Genomic DNA, 17,810 nt, shown 5'->3' on the forward strand with positions numbered 1-17,810 from the left:
ATGGCACACCTCTGGGGCGGAGTCCTCCGCGAATACGCCGACCGTCTGGGTGTCACCGACGCCTCCACCGTCGTCACCCTGGGCGAGGGCGGCACGCCGCTGCTGCCCGCACCCGCGCTGTCGCGTCGCACCGGCGCCGACGTCTGGGTGAAGTACGAGGGCATGAACCCGACGGGCTCCTTCAAGGATCGCGGCATGACCGTGGCCCTCTCGCGCGCCGTCGAGCACGGCGCGAAGGCCGTCATCTGCGCCTCGACCGGCAACACCTCGGCCTCGGCCGCGGCGTACGCCGCCCACGCGGGCATCACCGCCGCGGTCCTCGTACCCGAGGGCAAGATCGCGATGGGCAAGCTCAGCCAGGCCGTGGCGCACAACGGCCGACTCATCCAGATCCGCGGCAACTTCGACGACTGCCTTGAGATCGCGCGCGAGCTCGCCGACCACTACCCGGTGCACCTGGTCAACTCGGTGAACCCCGACCGCATCGAGGGGCAGAAGACCGCCGCCTACGAGGTCGTCGAGGTCCTGGGGGACGCCCCCGACTTCCACTTCATCCCCGTCGGCAACGCCGGCAACTACACCGCCTACTCGCGCGGCTACCGCGAAGAGGCCGCCCGCGGCGTCGCCACGCGCGTGCCTCGCATGTTCGGCTTCCAGGCCGCCGGTTCCGCCCCCCTCGTGCGCGGTGAGGTCGTCAAGCAGCCCGAAACCATCGCGAGCGCGATCCGCATCGGCAACCCCGCGTCGTGGGAGCTGGCTCTCGAGGCCCGTGACGCCACCGACGGCTACTTCGGCGCGATCGACGACGCCGGCATCCTCGAGGCGCAGAAGATCCTCGCCGGCGAAGTGGGCATCTTCGTCGAGCCCGCCTCGGCCATCAGCGTCGCGGGTCTGCTCGAGCGCTCCGAGGCGGGCGTCGTGCCCGCCGGCGCGAAGGTCGTCCTCACCGTCACCGGCCACGGTCTCAAGGACCCCCAGTGGGCCCTGCGCCGTGCCGACGGCACCGACGTGTCGCCCACGGTCGTCGACGCCGCCACCTCGGAGGTCGCCTCCGTGCTCGACCTGCAGCCGGTGACCGCGTGAGCTCAGGCCCCGGTCGTCGGGTCGCCGTCCGCGTTCCCGCCACCAGCGCGAACCTCGGGCCCGGCTTCGACACCCTCGGCCTCGCGCTGAGCGTCTACGACGAGCTCGTCGTCGAGCAGCTCGACGGCGACCGGCTCGAGATCCAGGTCGAGGGGGAGGGGACGGCGGACGTCCCCCGCGACGCCTCGCACCTCGTGGTGCGCGCGATGGCGCACACGTACGCCTCGGTCGGTCGTTCCCTGCCGGGGCTGCGACTGACGGCGCACAACGTGATCCCGCACGGGCGCGGCATGGGGTCGTCCGGGGCCGCCGTGGTCGCCGGCATCCTGGCCGCGAAGGGGCTGCTCGAGGGAGAGGTCGCCTTCAGCGACGTCGATCTGCTGCGGTTGGCCACCGAGATGGAGGGCCACCCCGACAACGTCGCGCCCGGCCTGTTCGGCGGACTCACCATCGCGTGGATGGATGCCGCCGGCCCCCAGCACAAGCAGCTCATCGTCCACCGCGGCGTCTCTCCGCTGGTCTTCGTCCCGAGCTTCACCATGTCGACCGCGGTGGCGCGGAGCCTGCAGCCCCTGCAGGTGCCGCGCGAGGATGCGGTGTTCAACGTCTCGCGTTCGGCCCTGCTGATCGCGGCGATGACGCAGAGCCCCGAGCTGTTGATGGCGGCGACCGAAGACAAGCTGCACCAGAACTATCGCGCGCAGGCCATGCCCGAGACCGATCGGCTCGTGCGGGCCCTCCGCGCGGAGGGGTACGCGGCGGTCGTGTCGGGAGCCGGGCCCAGCGTGCTGGTGCTGGCCGACGGGCCGGGGCAGCGACTCGAGGCGGCGGATCTTATGGCATCCGTGGTCGACACCCCGTGGCAGGCGCTCATGCTCGCCGTCGACGTCAAGGGTGGTACAGTGAAAAACGCAGAGGGTTCCGCGTAACTTCGCGAATCTGAGCCTCTGCACCACCTGCGAAATCCGCAACACATCGCGAACCCGGTATCGGCTGCAGTCTCCCGAACCGCTGGTGTCCTTCGTCTGCGTTCTGCACGGCGAAGCGCGATCTGATCACGTTTCATTTTCTGAGGAGCACTCGTGGAGTCCATCTCCGAGACCCAGCCCGTCGACGCGCCCGAGGGCGCCGAGACCCCCGCCGACGAGCAGCCCACGGCTGCGGCGGAGGGCACCGACACCGAACAGACCCCCGAGGGCGCCGACGCCTCCGCGGCCGAGGAGCCCGCTGAGGCGGCCGCCGCCGCGCAGCCCGAGGCGCTGTTCACCGACGATGCCCTCGCCGCGGAAGCCCCGGCCGAAGCGGTCGCGGACGCGCCCGCCGCCGACGCACCCGCTGCCGAGGCTTCCGCCCCGGAGGCGCCTGCCGCCGACGCTGCCGCGGAGCCCGCCGCCGAAGAGGCGGCCCCGGTCGAGAAGCCCGCACGCGCCCCGCGCAAGCGTGCCCCGCGCCGTGCCAAGAGCGCGACCGCCGAAGAGACGGCCGCCGCCGAAGCCGCCGCCGCCGAAGAGAAGGCCGCCGCTGACGCCGCCGCCGCCGAGGCGCCCGCCGCCGAGGCCGCGACGGACGAGTCCGCGACGACCCCCGTCACGACGGCCGCCGACGTGGCCGCCGACGCCGAGACCGAGACCCCCGCGGTCGCCGCTGACGCGTCCGCTGCCGAGGCGCCCGCCGCCGACACCGCGCCCGCCGAGGGCGACGCCGAGCAGGCCGACGCCGCGCCCGCCGACGGTGCCGCCGAGCAGGCCGACGAGGCCCCGGCCCGCGGCCGTGGCCGCAGCCGCTCGCGCAACCGCAACCGCAACAAGACCGACGCCGACAAGGCCGAGGCTCCGGCCCAGCCCGCCGCCGAAGAGGCCGAGGCCCCGCAGCAGCAGGGCGGCCAGCGCGACAACGCGTCGCAGGGCGGCCAGCGCGACAACGCCCAGCGCGACAACGCCCAGAACGGACAGCAGGCCCAGCAGCAGCAGGGCGGGGCGGCGAACAGCCGCAACCGTCAGCGCAACAAGCGCCGCGGCCAGAGCACCACGGGTGACGAGTTCGAGACCGAGATCGGCGAGGACGACGTGCTCGTTCCCATCGCCGGTGTCCTCGACGTGCTCGACAACTACGCCTTCGTGCGCACCACCGGCTACCTGCCCGGTCCCAGCGACGTCTACGTCTCGCTCGGTCAGGTCAAGAAGTACAACCTCCGCAAGGGCGACGCCGTCGTCGGCGCCATCAAGCAGCCCCGCGAGGGCGAGCAGCAGGGCCGCCAGAAGTACAACGCCCTCGTGCAGGTGGACTCGATCAACGGTCTGTCGGTCGACGACGCCGCCACGCGCGTCGAGTTCAACAACCTCACGCCCCTGTACCCCCAGGAGCGTCTGCGTCTCGAGACCGGTCCTGAGAAGCTCACGCAGCGCATCATCGACCTGGTCGCCCCGGTCGGCAAGGGTCAGCGCGGCCTGATTGTCGCGCCCCCTAAGGCCGGTAAGACGATCGTGCTGCAGCAGATCGCCAACGCGATCGCGACGAACAACCCCGAGGTCCACCTCATGGTCGTGCTCGTCGACGAGCGTCCCGAAGAGGTCACCGACATGCAGCGCACCGTGCGCGGCGAGGTCATCGCCTCGACCTTCGACCGCCCGGCCGAAGACCACACCACCGTCGCCGAGCTGGCCATCGAGCGCGCGAAGCGTCTCGTCGAGCTCGGTCGCGACGTCGTCGTGCTGCTCGACTCGATCACGCGCCTCGGCCGCGCGTACAACCTCGCCGCCCCCACTTCGGGCCGCGTGCTCTCGGGCGGTGTCGACGCCTCGGCGCTGTACCCGCCGAAGCGCTTCTTCGGCGCCGCGCGCAATATCGAGAACGGCGGATCGCTCACGATCCTCGCGACGGCCCTCGTCGAGACCGGCTCCAAGATGGACGACGTGATCTTCGAGGAGTTCAAGGGCACCGGCAACAGCGAGCTGCGCCTGAACCGTCAGCTCGCCGACAAGCGCATCTTCCCGGCCGTCGACGTCAACGCGTCGAGCACCCGCCGCGAAGAGATGCTGCTGTCGAACGACGAGGTCAAGATCACCTGGAAGCTGCGTCGTGCGCTGGCCGGCCTCGAGCCCCAGCAGGCCCTCGAGGTCGTGCTCGGAAAGCTCAAGGAGACCCAGTCCAACGTCGAGTTCCTGGTGCAGATGCAGAAGTCGATCCCGGCGCCCGCGCGCGGTGACGACAACAGCATCCGCTGAGCCGTGTCCGACTCCGGCATCTTCGAGTCCGTCCGCGGGCTGCTCGACGAGCACCGGGAGGTCGAGCTCGAGCTGAACGACCCCGCGGTCCACGCTGACGCCGCGCGCGCCAAACGGGTGAACCGGCGCTACGCCGAGCTCAGTCGCATCGTGCACGCCTACGAGGCCTGGCGCGCGGCATCCGACGATCTGGATGCCGCGCGCGAACTCGCCCGCGAGGACTCCGCGTTCGCCGAGGAGGTCCCGGCCCTCGAGGATCGCGTGGCCGAGACGCAGGAGCGCCTGCGGCGCCTGCTCATCCCGCGCGACCCCGACGACGCCCGTGACGTGATCATGGAGATCAAGGGCGGCGAGGGGGGAGCCGAGAGCGCCCTCTTCGCGGCCGATCTGCTGCGCATGTACCTGCAGTACGCGGCATCCATGGGCTGGAAGACCGAGCTGCTCGAACGCACCGAATCCGACCTCGGCGGCTATAAGGACGTCCAGGTCGCGATCAAGGGCTCCTCCAGCGACCCCGCGCAGGGCGTGTGGGCGCACCTGAAGTACGAGGGCGGAGTGCACCGCGTGCAGCGCGTGCCCGCCACCGAGTCGCAGGGGCGCATCCACACCTCCACGACCGGCGTCCTCGTCTTCCCCGAGGTCGACGAGCCCGAAGAGGTCGCGATCGACCCGAACGACTTGAAGATCGACGTCTTCCGCTCGTCGGGCCCCGGTGGTCAGTCCGTCAACACGACCGACTCCGCGGTGCGCATCACGCACGTTCCCACCGGGATCGTCGTCTCGATGCAGAACGAGAAGTCGCAGCTGCAGAACCGCGAGGCCGGCATGCGCGTGCTGCGCGCCCGCCTGCTCGCCAAGCAGCAGGAGGAGCGCGACGCCGTCGCCGCCGATGCGCGCAAGTCGCAGATCCGCGGCATGGACCGCTCCGAGCGCATCCGCACCTACAACTTCCCCGAGAACCGCATCGCCGATCACCGCACCGGGTACAAGGCGTACAACCTCGACCAGGTGATGGACGGCGCCCTCGGCCCGATCATCGAGTCGGCGATCACCGCCGACGAAGAAGCGCGCCTCGCGGCCCTCGCCGACTCCTAAGCTCGGGTGGTGCTCACCGCCGCTCAGATCGTGTCGTTCGACGACACCCCGCCCCCGCCCGGACTCTCACCGTGGGTCGGCTCCGCCGAGCAGGTGCGACAGATCGAGATCGTGGATCCGGATGCCGCCTGGCCCGGTGTCTTCGAGATGCTCCGCTCCCGGATCGACGGCGCCCTGGGCGACCGTGTGCTCGCGATCGAGCACGTCGGCTCGACGTCGGTGCCGGGGTTGGCCGCCAAACCCGTCATCGACATCGACCTGACGGTCGCCGACACCGACGACGAAGACGCCTACGTCCCCGCGCTCGAGGCGCTCGGGTTCGCGCTGCGCGTGCGCGAGCCGTGGTGGCTCGGGCACCGCTGCCTGGTCTCGGCCGAGCCGGCCGCCAACCTGCACGTGTGGCCGCCCGACAGTCCCGAGGCCGCGCGGCACCGCCTCTTCCGCGACTGGCTGCGCGCCGACGAGGCGGATCGACAGCGGTACGCCGCGGTCAAGCGCGAGGTCGCGGCCGACGGCCTGATGAGCGAGTACAACGCCCGCAAAGAGGGCGTGATCCGCGAGATCTACACCCGCGCCTTCACCGCGGCGGGCCTGTTGCCCTGACGGCCGGCCTTCCGAGACCACAACGCAGGATCCACGGCCGTGACCCGTCCGTGGAGCGGCGTCGGCGCTTCGGCGCGGGCGGATCTCCTGCGCTGTGAAGCGACGGGCGTCAGGCGTCCCAGGCGGGCGGGTGGGGGAGCGGGCCCCGGCGCGCCTCGAGCTGAGCGGCGAGCGACAGCAGCGCGGCCTCGCCCCCGGGGCGGCCGACGAGCTGCACCGAGACGGGGTGGCCCGCGGCATCCGTCGTCACCGGGATCGTGAGCGCAGGCAGGCCCGCGACGTTGACGAAGCTGGAATACGGCGCGTACTCGACCTGCATCGCGAACGTGCGCTCGGGGCTGTGCCCCGCGTACGAGCCGATCGGCTGCGGAGGCTGCGCGAGAGCGGGGGTGAGCACGGCATCAAAGGCCGAAAAATCGACGATGGTGCGGCGCTCGAAGGCCCGGGCGGCCGCGAGTCCGCCGAGCAGCTCGAGCGCCGACAGGCGACGCCCCTCCTGCACGAGCCACGCGGTGAGCGGCTCGACGAGCTCGGCATCGGCGTCGCTCAGCGGGATGCGCGCGGCACTCGCCCGCCAGAGCACGTGGAACAGCTCGGCATAACCGGATGGATGCCAGTCGGCATCCGTCACCGCGTGTCCGGCGTCGTCGAGCCAGGCGGCGGCGGTGTCGAAGGCGGCGCGAGCGTCGGCGTCGAGGACGATGTCCTCGTCGTCGTCCCACGGCGAGACGGTGGTGATCCCGAGGCGCAGTCGACCGGGGTCGCGGCGAGCAGCGTCGACGAAGGGTCCGGTGCCGGGGGCGGCCGTCGCGTACGAGAAGGGGGCGAGACCGACGAGGGCGTCGAGAAGCAGCCCCGCGTCTTCGACCGAGCGCGCGATCGGTCCCGTCACCGACAACCCGTCGGGGGAGTCGAAGCCCGAGCCGATCGGCAGACGCCCGCGTGAGGGTTTGAGACCGACGACACCCACGGTCGCCGAGGGGATGCGGATCGAGCCGCCCCCGTCCGAACCGACGGCCGCGGGGAGGAGCCCGGCAGCGACCGCCACCGCCGCGCCACCGCTCGAGCCCCCCGCGCCGGCCGCAGGCCGCCACGGGTCTCGCGCCGGGTCGTGGATCAGCGGTTCGGTGAAGCCGGTGAGACCGAACTCCGAGGTGCTGGTCTTGCCGACGTTGATCGCTCCGGCGGCGTCGAGGGCCGTTGCGAGAGGATCGGATGCCGCGGGCACGTGGTTCACCCGTGAGCGTGAGCCGTAGCGCGTGGGCACTCCGGCGCGGGCGACGAGGTCCTTGTCGGCCAGGGCGACGCCCCACAGAGACCCGTCGGCCGGTCGAGGGAGGTCGGCCGCACGTCGGAGCGCGGCATCCCGGGTCACCTCGGAGAAGGCGCCGAGACCGCGGTGGCGGTCGATGCGGTCGAGGTAGTGGCTCGTCAGCTCGGCGGGCGAGTACTCGCCGCTGCGGAGCCCGTCGATCTGGGCCACGAACGAGAGATCGTGCAGTCGGGGCATTGTCCGAGCCTACGGCGGGCCGGCCGAACGGAAACAGCCGCCGCGGCGGTCAGATCCAGTACTCCGGGGTGGTCAGCAGCGCGCGGGTGTCCTCGCCGTTGCGGCGCGTGCGCGCCGTGGCCGGGACGCCCACGAGCACGCTGTCGGCCGGTGCATCGCGGGTGACCACGGCGTTCGCCCCCACGACCGACCGCGCACCGAGCGTGATCGGCCCGAGGATCTTGGCCCCCGCGCCCACGGCCACCCCGTCGTGCAGGGTCGGGTGGCGTTTGCCGCCCTCGCGCTGACGACCGCCCAGGGTGACGCCGTGGTACAGCATCACGTCGTCGCCGACCTCGGCCGTCTCGCCGACCACGACACCCATGCCGTGGTCGATGAAGAAGCGTCGACCGATCGTGGCGCCGGGGTGGATCTCGACCCCGGTGAGCCACCGGGTCACCTGCGACAGGGCCCGCGCTGGAAAACGCAGGCCCCGTCGCCAGAGCCGGTTCGCGATGCGGTACGACCACACGGCGTGAAGCCCGGGGTACAGCAGGGCGATCTCGAGGCCGCCGCGCGCCGCGGGATCGCGGAGTTTGGCGGAGGAGATGTCTTCGCGGACGCGGGAGAGGACCCCCACGTCAGTCTTCGCGCAGGTGCTCGTAGAGCGCCGTCGAGAGATACCGCTCGCCGTACGAGGGGATGATGACGACGATGTTCTTGCCCGCCGCCTCGGGGCGACGCGCGACCTCGAGGGCGGCCCAGATGGCCGCCCCCGACGACATTCCCACGAGGATGCCGTCCTTCGCCGCGGTCTCGCGGGCGAGGCGGATGGCGTCGTCGAACTCGACGTCGATCACCTCGTCGATGATGTCGCGATCGAGGATCGCGGGCACGAAGTTGGGGCCGATGCCCTGGATCTTGTGCGGGCCGGGGTGGCCCTTGGTGAGCACGGGGGAGTCGGCGGGCTCGACCGCCACGACCTTGACCCCGGGCACGCGCTCCTTCAGCACCTGGCCCACACCCGTGATGGTGCCGCCCGTGCCGATGCCGGCCACGAAGTAGTCGACCTTGCCCTCGGTGTCGCGCAGGATCTCTTCGGCCGTTGTCTTGCGGTGGATAGCGGGGTTCGCCTCGTTCTCGAACTGGCGGGCCCACACCGCACCGGGGGTCTCTGCGACGATGCGCTTGGCCTCGTCGACGGCGTGCGACATGCCCTTGGTCGGGTCGGTGAGAACGAGCTCGGCGCCGAACGCCTTGAGCAGGATGCGGCGCTCCTTCGACATCGAGGCGGGCATCGTGAGGATGACCTTGTACCCGCGCGCGGCGCCGACCATCGCGAGGGCGATGCCGGTGTTGCCGCTGGTCGACTCGACGATCGTGCCGCCGGGCTTCAGTTCGCCGGATGCCTCGGCCGCGTCGATGATCGCGATGCCGAGGCGGTCCTTGACGCTCGAGGCGGGGTTGTAGAACTCGAGCTTGGCGAGGATCTGGCCGCCGACCCCCTCCGCGACGCGGTTCAGCCGCACCAGCGGCGTGTCGCCGAATGCAGAGGTGATGTCGGAGTGGATGCCGGGCATGGCTCGCCTTTCGCCGTCGGTCGGGACGCGTTCATTTTAGGCGAGCCCTCCGACACCACCGGCTGTGTGACGCTGCGCGACTAGGCTGGGCTCCTGTCATGTCAGGAACCGTCCCGCCTCCCGCCCCCACGGCCGTTTCGGTCGCCGACACCGTGCGCGCGGCCGCTCACCGACTGAACGCGGCGGGGGTTCCCGACCCCCAGGTCGACGCCGAACTGCTGGTGGCCCACGTCCTCGAATCGTCCCGCGGGGGCGTGCAGGCCGCCGCGATCCGCGGAGACCGGATGCCGGAACCCGCCGCCCGCGCCCTCGCGCCGCTCGTGGATCGCCGCGCCGCCCGCGAGCCGCTGCAGCACCTCACGGGTCTCGCCCCGTTCCGATCGATGGAGCTCGCGGTCGGACCGGGGGTCTTCGTGCCCCGTCCTGAGACCGAGATGGTGGCTCAGCTCGCCATCGATGCCCTGCGTTCGGCCGCGTCGGAGGCTCCGATCGCCGTCGACCTCGGCACGGGCAGCGGAGCGATCGCGCTGGCGCTGGCGACCGAGGTGCCCCACGCCCGCGTCTTCGCCGCGGAGAACTCGGTCGACGCGTTCGTCTGGACGAAGTACAACGTCGCCCGGATCGGCGCGGACAACGTCACGCTCGCGTTCGTCGACCTCGCCGACGCCTTTCCCGAGCTCGGAGGAACCGTGTCCGTCGTGGCATCCAATCCTCCCTATGTTCCCGACGACGCGATACCCCGCGATCCCGAGGTGCGCCTCTACGACCCACCCGCGGCGCTCTACGGAGGACCGGACGGGCTGGATGCCGTGCGCAGCCTCAGTCGCGTGGGCCTGCGGCTGGGCCACCCCGGCGCGACGATCGTCATCGAGCACGGGGAGTGGCAGGGCGCGGCCATCCGCGAGATCCTCATCGCCGACGGCTGGCGATCGGCGGCGACCCACCCGGACCTCACGACCCGGGATCGCGCCACGACCGCCGTGCGCCCCTGACGACGCGGGCGGTGGCGCCCGACTAGACTGGCGCGCGTTATGTCACCCGTCTACGACTGCCGTGACGAGTCGCAGCTGCTGTCCGGAATGCGCCACGCGCGTCAATCGATCGGCCGAGGCGAACTCGTCGTGCTCCCCACTGACACCGTCTACGGAATCGCCGCGGACGCGTTCAACGCGCGCGCCGTCGCCGGCCTGCTCGAGGCGAAGGGCCGGGGCCGCCAGCAGCCGCCCCCCGTGCTCGTGCCGGGGGTGGGGACGCTGCGGGCCCTCGTGGCCGAGATCCCGCCCGCCGTCGACGACCTCGTCCGCGAGTTCTGGCCGGGCGGCCTCACCATCGTGCTGCCCGCGCAGCCCTCGCTCTCGTGGGACCTCGGAGACACCCACGGCACGGTGGCCGTGCGCATGCCCGCTCAGAAGATGACGCTGGAACTCCTCGAAGAGACCGGCCCGCTGGCCGTGTCGAGCGCGAACCTCACCGGACGCGCCGCCGCCGTCGACATCGACTCCGCGCGCGACATGCTCGCCGACAGCGTCGCGGTCTACCTCGACGCCGGCGTCAGCGAGACCGGCATCGCCTCCACCATCATCGACGCGACTACGCTCGTCGGGGGAGCGGAGCCGCAGATCCGGGTGCTGCGCGAGGGCGCGATCTCGCGCGACCGGCTGCGCGCCGTCGTGGGCGACCTGCTCGAGCCCGACCCCGTGGACGAGGTCGTCGACCCGCTCGCCGCCCCCGCCGCAACGACCCCGGACGCCGAGGCGCCGGGTCCGTGACCCAATACCTCCTCACCATCCTGTTCACGGCGGCGGTCACGCTCGCGCTGTCGTGGGTGGTGTGGAAGCTCGCGCTGCGGTTCAAGCTGTACCCCGGCATCCGCGATCGCGACGTGCACAAGACGCCGACGCCGCGCCTCGGCGGAGTCGCGATGTTCCTCGGCGTCGTGGCGGCCTTCGCCCTGTCGAGCCGCAACCCCTACTTCGCGATCTTCTGGATCGACCCCGTGCCGGTGCTGTCCCTGCTGGGGGCGGTCCTGCTCATCGTGCTCGTCGGCGTCGCCGACGACCTCTGGGACCTCGACTGGATGATCAAGCTCGGGGCGCAGTTCGTCGCCGCGGGCATCATCGCCTGGTTCGGCCAACTGCAGATCCTCTCGCTGCCGATCGGTGCCCTGACGGTCGGCTCCAGCTGGGTGAGCTTCCTGCTGACCGTGTTCGCCCTGGTGGTCGTGATGAACGCGGTGAACTTCATCGACGGACTCAACGGTCTCGTCGCCGGCGTCTGCCTGATCGCGAACGGCGTCTTCTTCGCGTACTCCTACCTGCTCGTGCGCGACACCGGAGCGAGCACGTACTTCAACCTCGCGTCGTTCATCGCGGCCGTCCTCGTAGGAGCGTGCCTCGGCTTCCTCCCGATGAACTGGACTCCGGCGAAGCTCTTCATGGGAGACGCGGGGGCCCTGATGCTCGGGCTGCTCATGGCCAGTTCGGCCGTCGCCATCACCGGTCAGCTCGACCCGGCAGTGCTCGATCCCGAGAAGATCGGCCGGTCGCAGCTGCTCGGTGCGTTCATCCCGATCCTGCTGCCCGTGGTCATCGTCCTGCTGCCCCTGCTCGATTTCGGTCTCGCGGTCGCCCGCCGGCAGTGGGCGGGCAGGTCGCCGTTCTCGCCGGATCGCAAGCACCTGCACCACCGCATGCTCGACATGGGGCACACCGACCGTGACGCAGTCCTCATCTTCTACAGCTGGACGGCCGTGGTGAGCCTCGCGTTCCTGCTGATGTACATCGGCACCCAGCAGAGCTGGCCCGGCGACTACGCCTTCGGCATCGTCTTCGGTGTCATCGGCGTCATCGCGTGCGTCGTTCTCACCCTCCTGCCCTCCCAGCACCGACTGCGGCTGTCCCGCCGCCCCCGACCCACCCGACCGGAGTCCCCCTCATGAGCAGTGCTTCCCCCGCCCCTCGTCGTCCCCTCTCCAGTACCCCGGTGCTGCGCACCGCCCTGGTCTGGGGCGGCATCGTGACGGCGGTGCTCCTCGTGCTCGGGGCCGTCATCGGATTCCTCGTCGGGGGAGGGGGCGGCCTCGGCAGCGCTCTGTCCGGCGTCGCGGTCAGCGCGATCTTCCTCGCCGTCACGGCCATCAGCATCCTGGTGGCGAACCGGTGGTTCGGCGATCCGCTCTACGTCCCGATCTTCTTCGGCATCGTGCTGGGCGGCTGGCTGCTCAAGCTCATCCTGTTCATCGTGGCGATCGTCGTGCTGCGCGGACAGGGCTGGGTCGACCCCGTGGTGTTCTACGTCGCGCTCGTCGTCAGCGTCATCGCCTCGCTCGCGGTCGACGTGGTCGTCCTCCTGCGCATGCGCATCCCCAGCGTCAGCGACGTGACCCTGCCCACTGACCCCGAGGCGGGCGACCGTCGCTCCTGAGCGGCCGTATCCCATGGTGCGGTCGGCGGAGGCACATTAGTCCGGCGCCGAGACGATCGCACCGGGCGGACTCATGGATCCGCCGGGAGTTTGATAGGGTGGACGAGTACCCACCCGCGATTGGAATTCTTCTCCAAGCTCGCACTTCGGGTAACAATCACCGACCATCGTCGCAACGGTTCACACCGATGCCCCGAAGCTGGAGCCAGCGCTGACTACTCAAGCTGCGACCCTGATCACGAACTTCGCGTCTGCGGGTGCGGAATTCCACCCGCCCTCCATCTCGGAGTTCTTCCCCGACGCGGTGCTGTTCGAGGGCACGATGTTCGCGATCACGCGCATCAACCTCATCCAGATGCTCGCGACGGTGGTTCTGGTCACGCTCCTCGTCGTCGGCACGCGTCGCATGACGGTGGTCCCCGGTCGCTTCCAGAGCGTCGTCGAGATGGGCCTGGACTTCGTCCGCGTGAACATTGCCGAGGACATCCTGGGTCGCAAGGACGGCAAGCGCTTCCTGCCGATCCTCACCACCATCTTCTTCATGGTGCTGTTCATGAACATCACGGGTGTCATCCCATTCCTGAACATTGCCGGCACCAGCGTCATCGCGGTTCCGATGCTCCTCGCGATCGTGGCCTACGTCACCTTCATCTACGCGGGCATCAAGAAGAGCCCCGGCGGCTTCTTCCGCAACTCGCTGATGCCTCCCGGGCTGCCCTGGTTCCTCTACATCCTGATCATCCCGCTCGAGTTCCTCTCGACCTTCATCATCCGCCCCGTCACCCTGACGCTGCGACTGCTGATGAACATGGTCGTCGGCCACCTCATGCTGGTGCTGTTCTTCGCCGCGACGCAGTTCTTCGTGGTGGACCTCAGCGGATGGTGGACCGCGCTCGGCGCCGGCTCCCTCGCCTTCGGCTTCGCCTTCACCCTGTTCGAAATCTTCGTCGCCTTCCTCCAGGCGTACGTCTTCGCGATCCTCACCGCGGTCTACATCCAGCTCGCGGTCGCAGAAGAGCACTGAGCGGCCCGGCGCACGCCGAGCCACCCAACGAAAGGAAAAAACCCGTGGACGCAACTACGGTTCTCGCCCAGGTCACCGGTAACGTCGCCACGATCGGCTACGGTCTCGCCGCCATCGGTCCCGCCATCGGCGTGGGCATCGTCGTCGGTAAGACGATCGAGGGCGTCGCTCGTCAGCCCGAGCTCGCGGGTCGCCTGCAGGTGCTGATGTTCATCGGTATCGCCTTCACCGAGGCGCTCGCCTTCATCGGTATCGCGACCGGCTTCATCTTCACCTGAACCGGCCGCTCTCGACACACTGTAAGGAGACAGGATGCTGAACGCTCTTGTCACTCTCGCCGCGGAGCCCGCGGGCGAGGCGGCACACAACCCGTTGATTCCGGCGTGGTACGACATCATCTGGTCGGCCGTGTGCTTCCTTGTCATCGTCTTCGTGGTGTGGCGCGTCGCTCTGCCGCGCATGGCGAAGCTGCTCGACGAGCGCAGTGCTGCCATCGAGGGCAACATCGCCAAGGCCGACGAGGCTCAGCGACAGGCCGAGGCCGCCCTCGAGGAGTACACCGCCCAGCTCGCCGAGGCGCGCAAGGAAGCCGGTGAGATCCGCGAGAACGCCACTCAGGACGGTCGCAAGATCGTCGCGGAGGCCAAGGAGACCGCGTCGGCCGAGGCCGCTCGCATCACCGCGTCCGCGCACGCTCAGATCGAGGCCGAGCGTCAGACGGCCCTCGTGCAGCTGCGTTCCGAGGTCGGTACCCTCGCGGTCGACCTCGCGGGCAACGTCATCGGTGAGACCCTGACGGACGACGCGCGCGCCAACGCCGTGGTCGACCGCTTCCTCGCCGAGCTCGAGGCTTCCGAGAAGGCGGCCAAGTAATGGGCAGCGCGACCACTCAGGCGCGGACCGCGACCGCGGAGGCCCTGGCCTCCACCTCGGGCGTCGATCTCGACGTCGCGCGCGAACTGTTCGCGGCCGTCGGTGCCGTGAGCGGCTCGGCGCAGCTGAGCGGCGCGCTGTCCGACTCGTCGGTGCCGCCCGCCGCTCGTGCGGGTCTGGTGTCCGGCGTCTTCGGAGCCTCGTACCGGCCCGCGACCGTGGCGCTGCTGACCAGCGCCGCGCAGCAGCGCTGGTCGAACTCCGCGGAGTTCGTCGAAGGACTCGAAGAGCTCGCTGTGCTCGCGACCTCGGTCGCCGAGGACGCGGACATCGAGGCCGAGCTCTTCTCGTTCTCGCGCACCGTCGCCTCGAACGGCGAACTCGAGCTCGCGCTGGGCGGCCGCCTCGGCGGCGCGTCGGCCAAGGGGGCTCTCGTCTCGAAGCTCCTCGACGGCCGGGCGAGCGCGGGGACCGCACTCATCGTCTCGTCGCTGGTCGAGCACGCCCGCGGTCGTCGCGTCCGTGCTCTCCTACGTCGCGCTGAGCGCATCGTCGCCGAGCAGCGCGCGCGCATCGTCGCGACGGTGTTCGCGGCGACGCCGTTGAACGCCGACCAGCAGTCCCGCCTCCAGAACGCTCTCAGCGCACGTTACGGTTCGGCCGTCACGCTGAATACCGTGATCGACCCGACCGTGGTCGGTGGGCTGCGCGTGCAGGTCGCCGACGACGTGATCGACGCGAGCGTGTCCGCACGCCTCGCGGACCTCCGCCAGCGCATCGCCGGCTGAAGACTTTCCGCCCGAGTGGGCGTGGATCTGGGGGCCGAGTGCCCCACGAACGAAGGAAGACAATGGCAGATCTCTCTATCAGCCCCGACGTCATTCGTGACGCGCTGAAGGACTTCGTCAACGCCTACGAGCCCACCGGCGCTGCGGCGACCGAGGTCGGCGCCGTCGTCGACGCGGCCGACGGTATCGCTCACGTCGAGGGCCTTCCCGGCGTCATGGCCAACGAGCTCATCCGCTTCGCGGACGGTACGCTCGGCCTCGCCCAGAACCTCGACGAGAACGAGGTCGGTGTCGTCGTGCTCGGCGAGTTCTCCGGCATCGAAGAAGGCCAGAGCGTCACCCGCACCGGTGAGGTCCTCTCGGTCGGCGTCGGCGATGGGTACCTGGGTCGCGTCGTCGACCCGCTGGGAAACCCCATCGACGGTCTCGGCGAGATCGCGACCGAGGGCCGCCGCGCCCTCGAGCTCCAGGCGCCCGGCGTCATGCAGCGCAAGAGCGTGCACGAGCCCCTCCAGACCGGCATCAAGGCCATCGACGCCATGATCCCCGTCGGCCGCGGCCAGCGTCAGCTCATCATCGGCGACCGCCAGACCGGTAAGACGGCCATCGCGATCGACACGATCATCAACCAGAAGTCGAACTGGGAGTCCGGCGACGTCGACAAGCAGGTGCGTTGCATCTACGTCGCGATCGGCCAGAAGGGCTCGACCATCGCTTCGGTGAAGGGCGCGCTCGAAGAGGCCGGCGCGATGGAGTACACCACCATCGTCGCGGCCCCCGCCTCCGACCCCGCCGGCTTCAAGTACCTCGCCCCCTACACCGGCTCGGCCATCGGCCAGCACTGGATGTACGGCGGCAAGCACGTCCTCATCATCTTCGACGACCTGTCGAAGCAGGCCGAGGCCTACCGTGCCGTTTCGCTGCTCCTGCGCCGCCCGCCGGGCCGCGAGGCGTACCCCGGCGACGTCTTCTACCTGCACTCGCGTCTGCTCGAGCGTTGCGCGAAGCTGTCCGACGAGCTCGGCGCGGGTTCGATGACGGGTCTTCCCATCATCGAGACCAAGGCGAACGACGTCTCGGCATACATCCCGACCAACGTGATCTCGATCACCGACGGCCAGATCTTCCTGCAGTCCGACCTGTTCAACGCCAACCAGCGTCCCGCGGTTGACGTGGGTATCTCGGTGTCGCGCGTCGGCGGTGACGCTCAGGTCAAGTCGATCAAGAAGGTCTCCGGAACCCTGAAGCTCGAGCTGGCGCAGTACCGCTCGCTCGAGGCCTTCGCGATGTTCGCGAGCGACCTCGACGCGGCCTCGCGTCGTCAACTGGCACGCGGTGCGCGTCTGACCGAGCTGCTCAAGCAGCCGCAGTACTCGCCGTACCCCGTCGAGGAGCAGGTCGTCTCGATCTGGGCCGGCACGAACGGCAAGCTGGACACCGTCGAGGTCTCGGACGTGCTCCGCTTCGAGCGCGAGCTGCTCGACTACCTCCGCCGCAACTCGACCGTGCTCGACACGCTGCGCGAGACCAACGCCCTGGGTGACGACACCCTCGCCGAGCTCGAGAAGCAGATCGACGCCTTCACCAAGGAGTTCCAGCCCGGCAAGGACCAGGGCGTCGTCGGCGCCGAGAAGGTCGACGCCGCCGAGGCGGAAGACGTGAACCAGGAGCGGATCGTCAAAGGCCGTCGCTGAGGAGCGAGGACACGGACGTAAATCATGGGCGCACAGCTACGGGTCTACAAGCAGAAGATCTCTTCTGCTCAGACGACCAAGAAGATCACCAAGGCGATGGAGCTCATCGCGGCCTCACGCATTCAGAAGGCGATGGCGCGTGTGCGCGCGGCATCCCCTTTCGCGCGGGCCGTCACGAGCGCCGTCTCCGCGGTGGCCACTCACTCCTCCGTCGATCACCCGTTGACCACCGAGCGTGAGAACATCCGTCGCTCGGCCCTGGTCGTCTTCACCTCCGACCGCGGCCTGGCCGGCGCGTTCAACTCGCAGATCCTCCGTGAGGCGCTCGAGCTGGCCGAGCTGCTCCGTTCGCAGGGCAAAGAGGTCGTGTTCTACCTCGTCGGGCGCAAAGCCGTCGGATACTTCCAGTTCCGTCGCATGGCGAGCGTCGCACAGTGGGTCGGCGACACCGACACCCCGCAGTTCTCGACGGCGGAAGAGATCTCGGATGCCGTCCTGAAGGCTTACCGCGCCGGTGGCGAGAACGACGGCGTCGACGAGATCCACCTCGTGTACAACCGCTTCGTCAGCATGATGACGCAGTCGCCCGAGTCGGTCCGTCTTCTTCCCCTCGAGGTCCTCGAGGCGGACGAGGCTCCGGCCCAGGCCGAGGTGTACCCGCTCTACGAGTTCGAGCCGGATGCAGAGACCGTGCTCGATGCGCTCCTGCCGGTCTACGTCCAGAGCCGCATCTTCAACGCCCTCCTCCAGTCGTCGGCCGCCAAGCACGCCGCGACGCAGAAGGCCATGAAGTCGGCCAGCGACAACGCCGACAAGCTCATCACCGACTACACCCGCCTGCGCAACAACGCGCGTCAGGCGGAGATCACGCAGCAGATCGCCGAGATCGTCGGCGGCGCCGATGCCCTGGCATCCGGCAAGTAAGTTCCCAAGG

18 protein-coding genes are annotated in these 17,810 nt (G+C 70.0%); 15 read left to right on the forward strand and 3 right to left on the reverse strand.

The features are described from left to right. The 5 genes from thrC (at window position 1) to ASE56_RS08225 (ending at window position 6,005) form a co-directional block, all read left to right on the forward strand. Complete coding sequence (thrC, locus tag ASE56_RS08205; protein WP_056227107.1) at window positions 1-1,083, forward strand: threonine synthase; 1,083 nt, start codon at window positions 1-3, stop codon at window positions 1,081-1,083. Further along, window positions 1,080-2,012, forward strand: coding sequence for a homoserine kinase (thrB, locus tag ASE56_RS08210; RefSeq protein ID WP_056227109.1), 933 nt, complete (start codon window positions 1,080-1,082; stop codon window positions 2,010-2,012). Before thrC ends, thrB begins: the two co-directional genes overlap by 4 nt. A 153-nt stretch (window positions 2,013-2,165) precedes the next feature. After that, window positions 2,166-4,307, forward strand: coding sequence for a transcription termination factor Rho (gene rho / locus ASE56_RS08215; RefSeq protein WP_056227110.1), 2,142 nt, complete (start codon window positions 2,166-2,168; stop codon window positions 4,305-4,307). Between the two features lie 18 nt (window positions 4,308-4,325). Then, window positions 4,326-5,402, forward strand: a complete 1,077-nt coding sequence (prfA, locus tag ASE56_RS08220) for a peptide chain release factor 1 (protein WP_056228447.1) — start codon at window positions 4,326-4,328, stop codon at window positions 5,400-5,402. 9 nt (window positions 5,403-5,411) lie between these two features. Beyond that, window positions 5,412-6,005 (forward strand): GrpB family protein, encoded by a 594-nt coding sequence (locus tag ASE56_RS08225; protein ID WP_056228450.1) that lies wholly within the window; start codon window positions 5,412-5,414, stop codon window positions 6,003-6,005. 109 nt (window positions 6,006-6,114) lie between these two features. Here the strand turns inward: ASE56_RS08225 and ASE56_RS08230 are convergent, their stop codons facing one another. Genes ASE56_RS08230 through cysK form a run of 3 tightly spaced genes read right to left on the reverse strand, consistent with a single transcriptional unit; the run spans window position 6,115 to window position 9,074 of the window. Next, the gene (locus tag ASE56_RS08230) at window positions 6,115-7,515 is read right to left on the reverse strand and encodes an amidase (RefSeq protein WP_056227112.1); all 1,401 of its coding nucleotides are present in this window, start codon (window positions 7,513-7,515) and stop codon (window positions 6,115-6,117) included. Window positions 7,516-7,564: 49 nt separating this feature from the next. Next, window positions 7,565-8,134: a serine O-acetyltransferase EpsC gene (epsC, locus tag ASE56_RS08235; RefSeq protein ID WP_156371638.1), complete on the reverse strand. Its 570-nt coding sequence runs from the start codon at window positions 8,132-8,134 to the stop codon at window positions 7,565-7,567. 1 nt (window position 8,135) lies between these two features. Beyond that, window positions 8,136-9,074: a cysteine synthase A gene (gene cysK / locus ASE56_RS08240; RefSeq protein WP_056227115.1), complete on the reverse strand. Its 939-nt coding sequence runs from the start codon at window positions 9,072-9,074 to the stop codon at window positions 8,136-8,138. 98 nt (window positions 9,075-9,172) lie between these two features. Between cysK and prmC the strand changes: the two genes are divergently transcribed. From prmC to ASE56_RS08290, 10 genes are all read left to right on the forward strand, one after another. Continuing rightward, window positions 9,173-10,066 (forward strand): peptide chain release factor N(5)-glutamine methyltransferase, encoded by an 894-nt coding sequence (gene prmC / locus ASE56_RS08245; RefSeq protein WP_056227117.1) that lies wholly within the window; start codon window positions 9,173-9,175, stop codon window positions 10,064-10,066. 39 nt (window positions 10,067-10,105) lie between these two features. After that, entirely contained in the window at window positions 10,106-10,843 is a 738-nt protein-coding gene (locus ASE56_RS08250; protein WP_056227120.1) for an L-threonylcarbamoyladenylate synthase, read from the forward strand. Then, window positions 10,840-12,012, forward strand: coding sequence for an MraY family glycosyltransferase (locus ASE56_RS08255; protein ID WP_056227121.1), 1,173 nt, complete (start codon window positions 10,840-10,842; stop codon window positions 12,010-12,012). Before ASE56_RS08250 ends, ASE56_RS08255 begins: the two co-directional genes overlap by 4 nt. Further along, window positions 12,009-12,497, forward strand: coding sequence for a hypothetical protein (locus ASE56_RS08260; protein WP_056227123.1), 489 nt, complete (start codon window positions 12,009-12,011; stop codon window positions 12,495-12,497). The genes ASE56_RS08255 and ASE56_RS08260 overlap by 4 nt, the downstream gene beginning before the upstream one ends. A gap of 322 nt (window positions 12,498-12,819) precedes the next feature. Next, window positions 12,820-13,521 carry a F0F1 ATP synthase subunit A gene (atpB, locus tag ASE56_RS08265; RefSeq protein WP_081349663.1) on the forward strand — a complete coding sequence of 234 codons (702 nt, stop codon included), beginning with the start codon at window positions 12,820-12,822 and terminating at the stop codon, window positions 13,519-13,521. Window positions 13,522-13,565: 44 nt separating this feature from the next. Continuing rightward, window positions 13,566-13,799, forward strand: a complete 234-nt coding sequence (gene atpE / locus ASE56_RS08270) for a F0F1 ATP synthase subunit C (protein WP_043360904.1) — start codon at window positions 13,566-13,568, stop codon at window positions 13,797-13,799. A 34-nt stretch (window positions 13,800-13,833) separates the two neighbouring features. Next, on the forward strand, window positions 13,834-14,394 hold the full coding sequence (locus tag ASE56_RS08275) for a F0F1 ATP synthase subunit B (RefSeq protein WP_056227124.1): 561 nt from the start codon (window positions 13,834-13,836) through the stop codon (window positions 14,392-14,394). Beyond that, window positions 14,394-15,182, forward strand: coding sequence for a F0F1 ATP synthase subunit delta (locus ASE56_RS08280; protein ID WP_056227126.1), 789 nt, complete (start codon window positions 14,394-14,396; stop codon window positions 15,180-15,182). Before ASE56_RS08275 ends, ASE56_RS08280 begins: the two co-directional genes overlap by 1 nt. A 62-nt stretch (window positions 15,183-15,244) precedes the next feature. Beyond that, a complete protein-coding gene (gene atpA, locus ASE56_RS08285; RefSeq protein ID WP_056227128.1) occupies window positions 15,245-16,876 on the forward strand; it encodes a F0F1 ATP synthase subunit alpha in 1,632 nt (543 codons plus the stop codon). A 24-nt stretch (window positions 16,877-16,900) separates the two neighbouring features. Next, window positions 16,901-17,800, forward strand: a complete 900-nt coding sequence (locus ASE56_RS08290; RefSeq protein ID WP_056227129.1) for a F0F1 ATP synthase subunit gamma — start codon at window positions 16,901-16,903, stop codon at window positions 17,798-17,800. Window positions 17,801-17,810 lie beyond the last annotated feature (10 nt).

It is taken from the genome of Microbacterium sp. Leaf203, from assembly GCF_001421275.1.
Classification (GTDB): Bacteria; Actinomycetota; Actinomycetes; order Actinomycetales; family Microbacteriaceae; genus Microbacterium; species Microbacterium testaceum_A.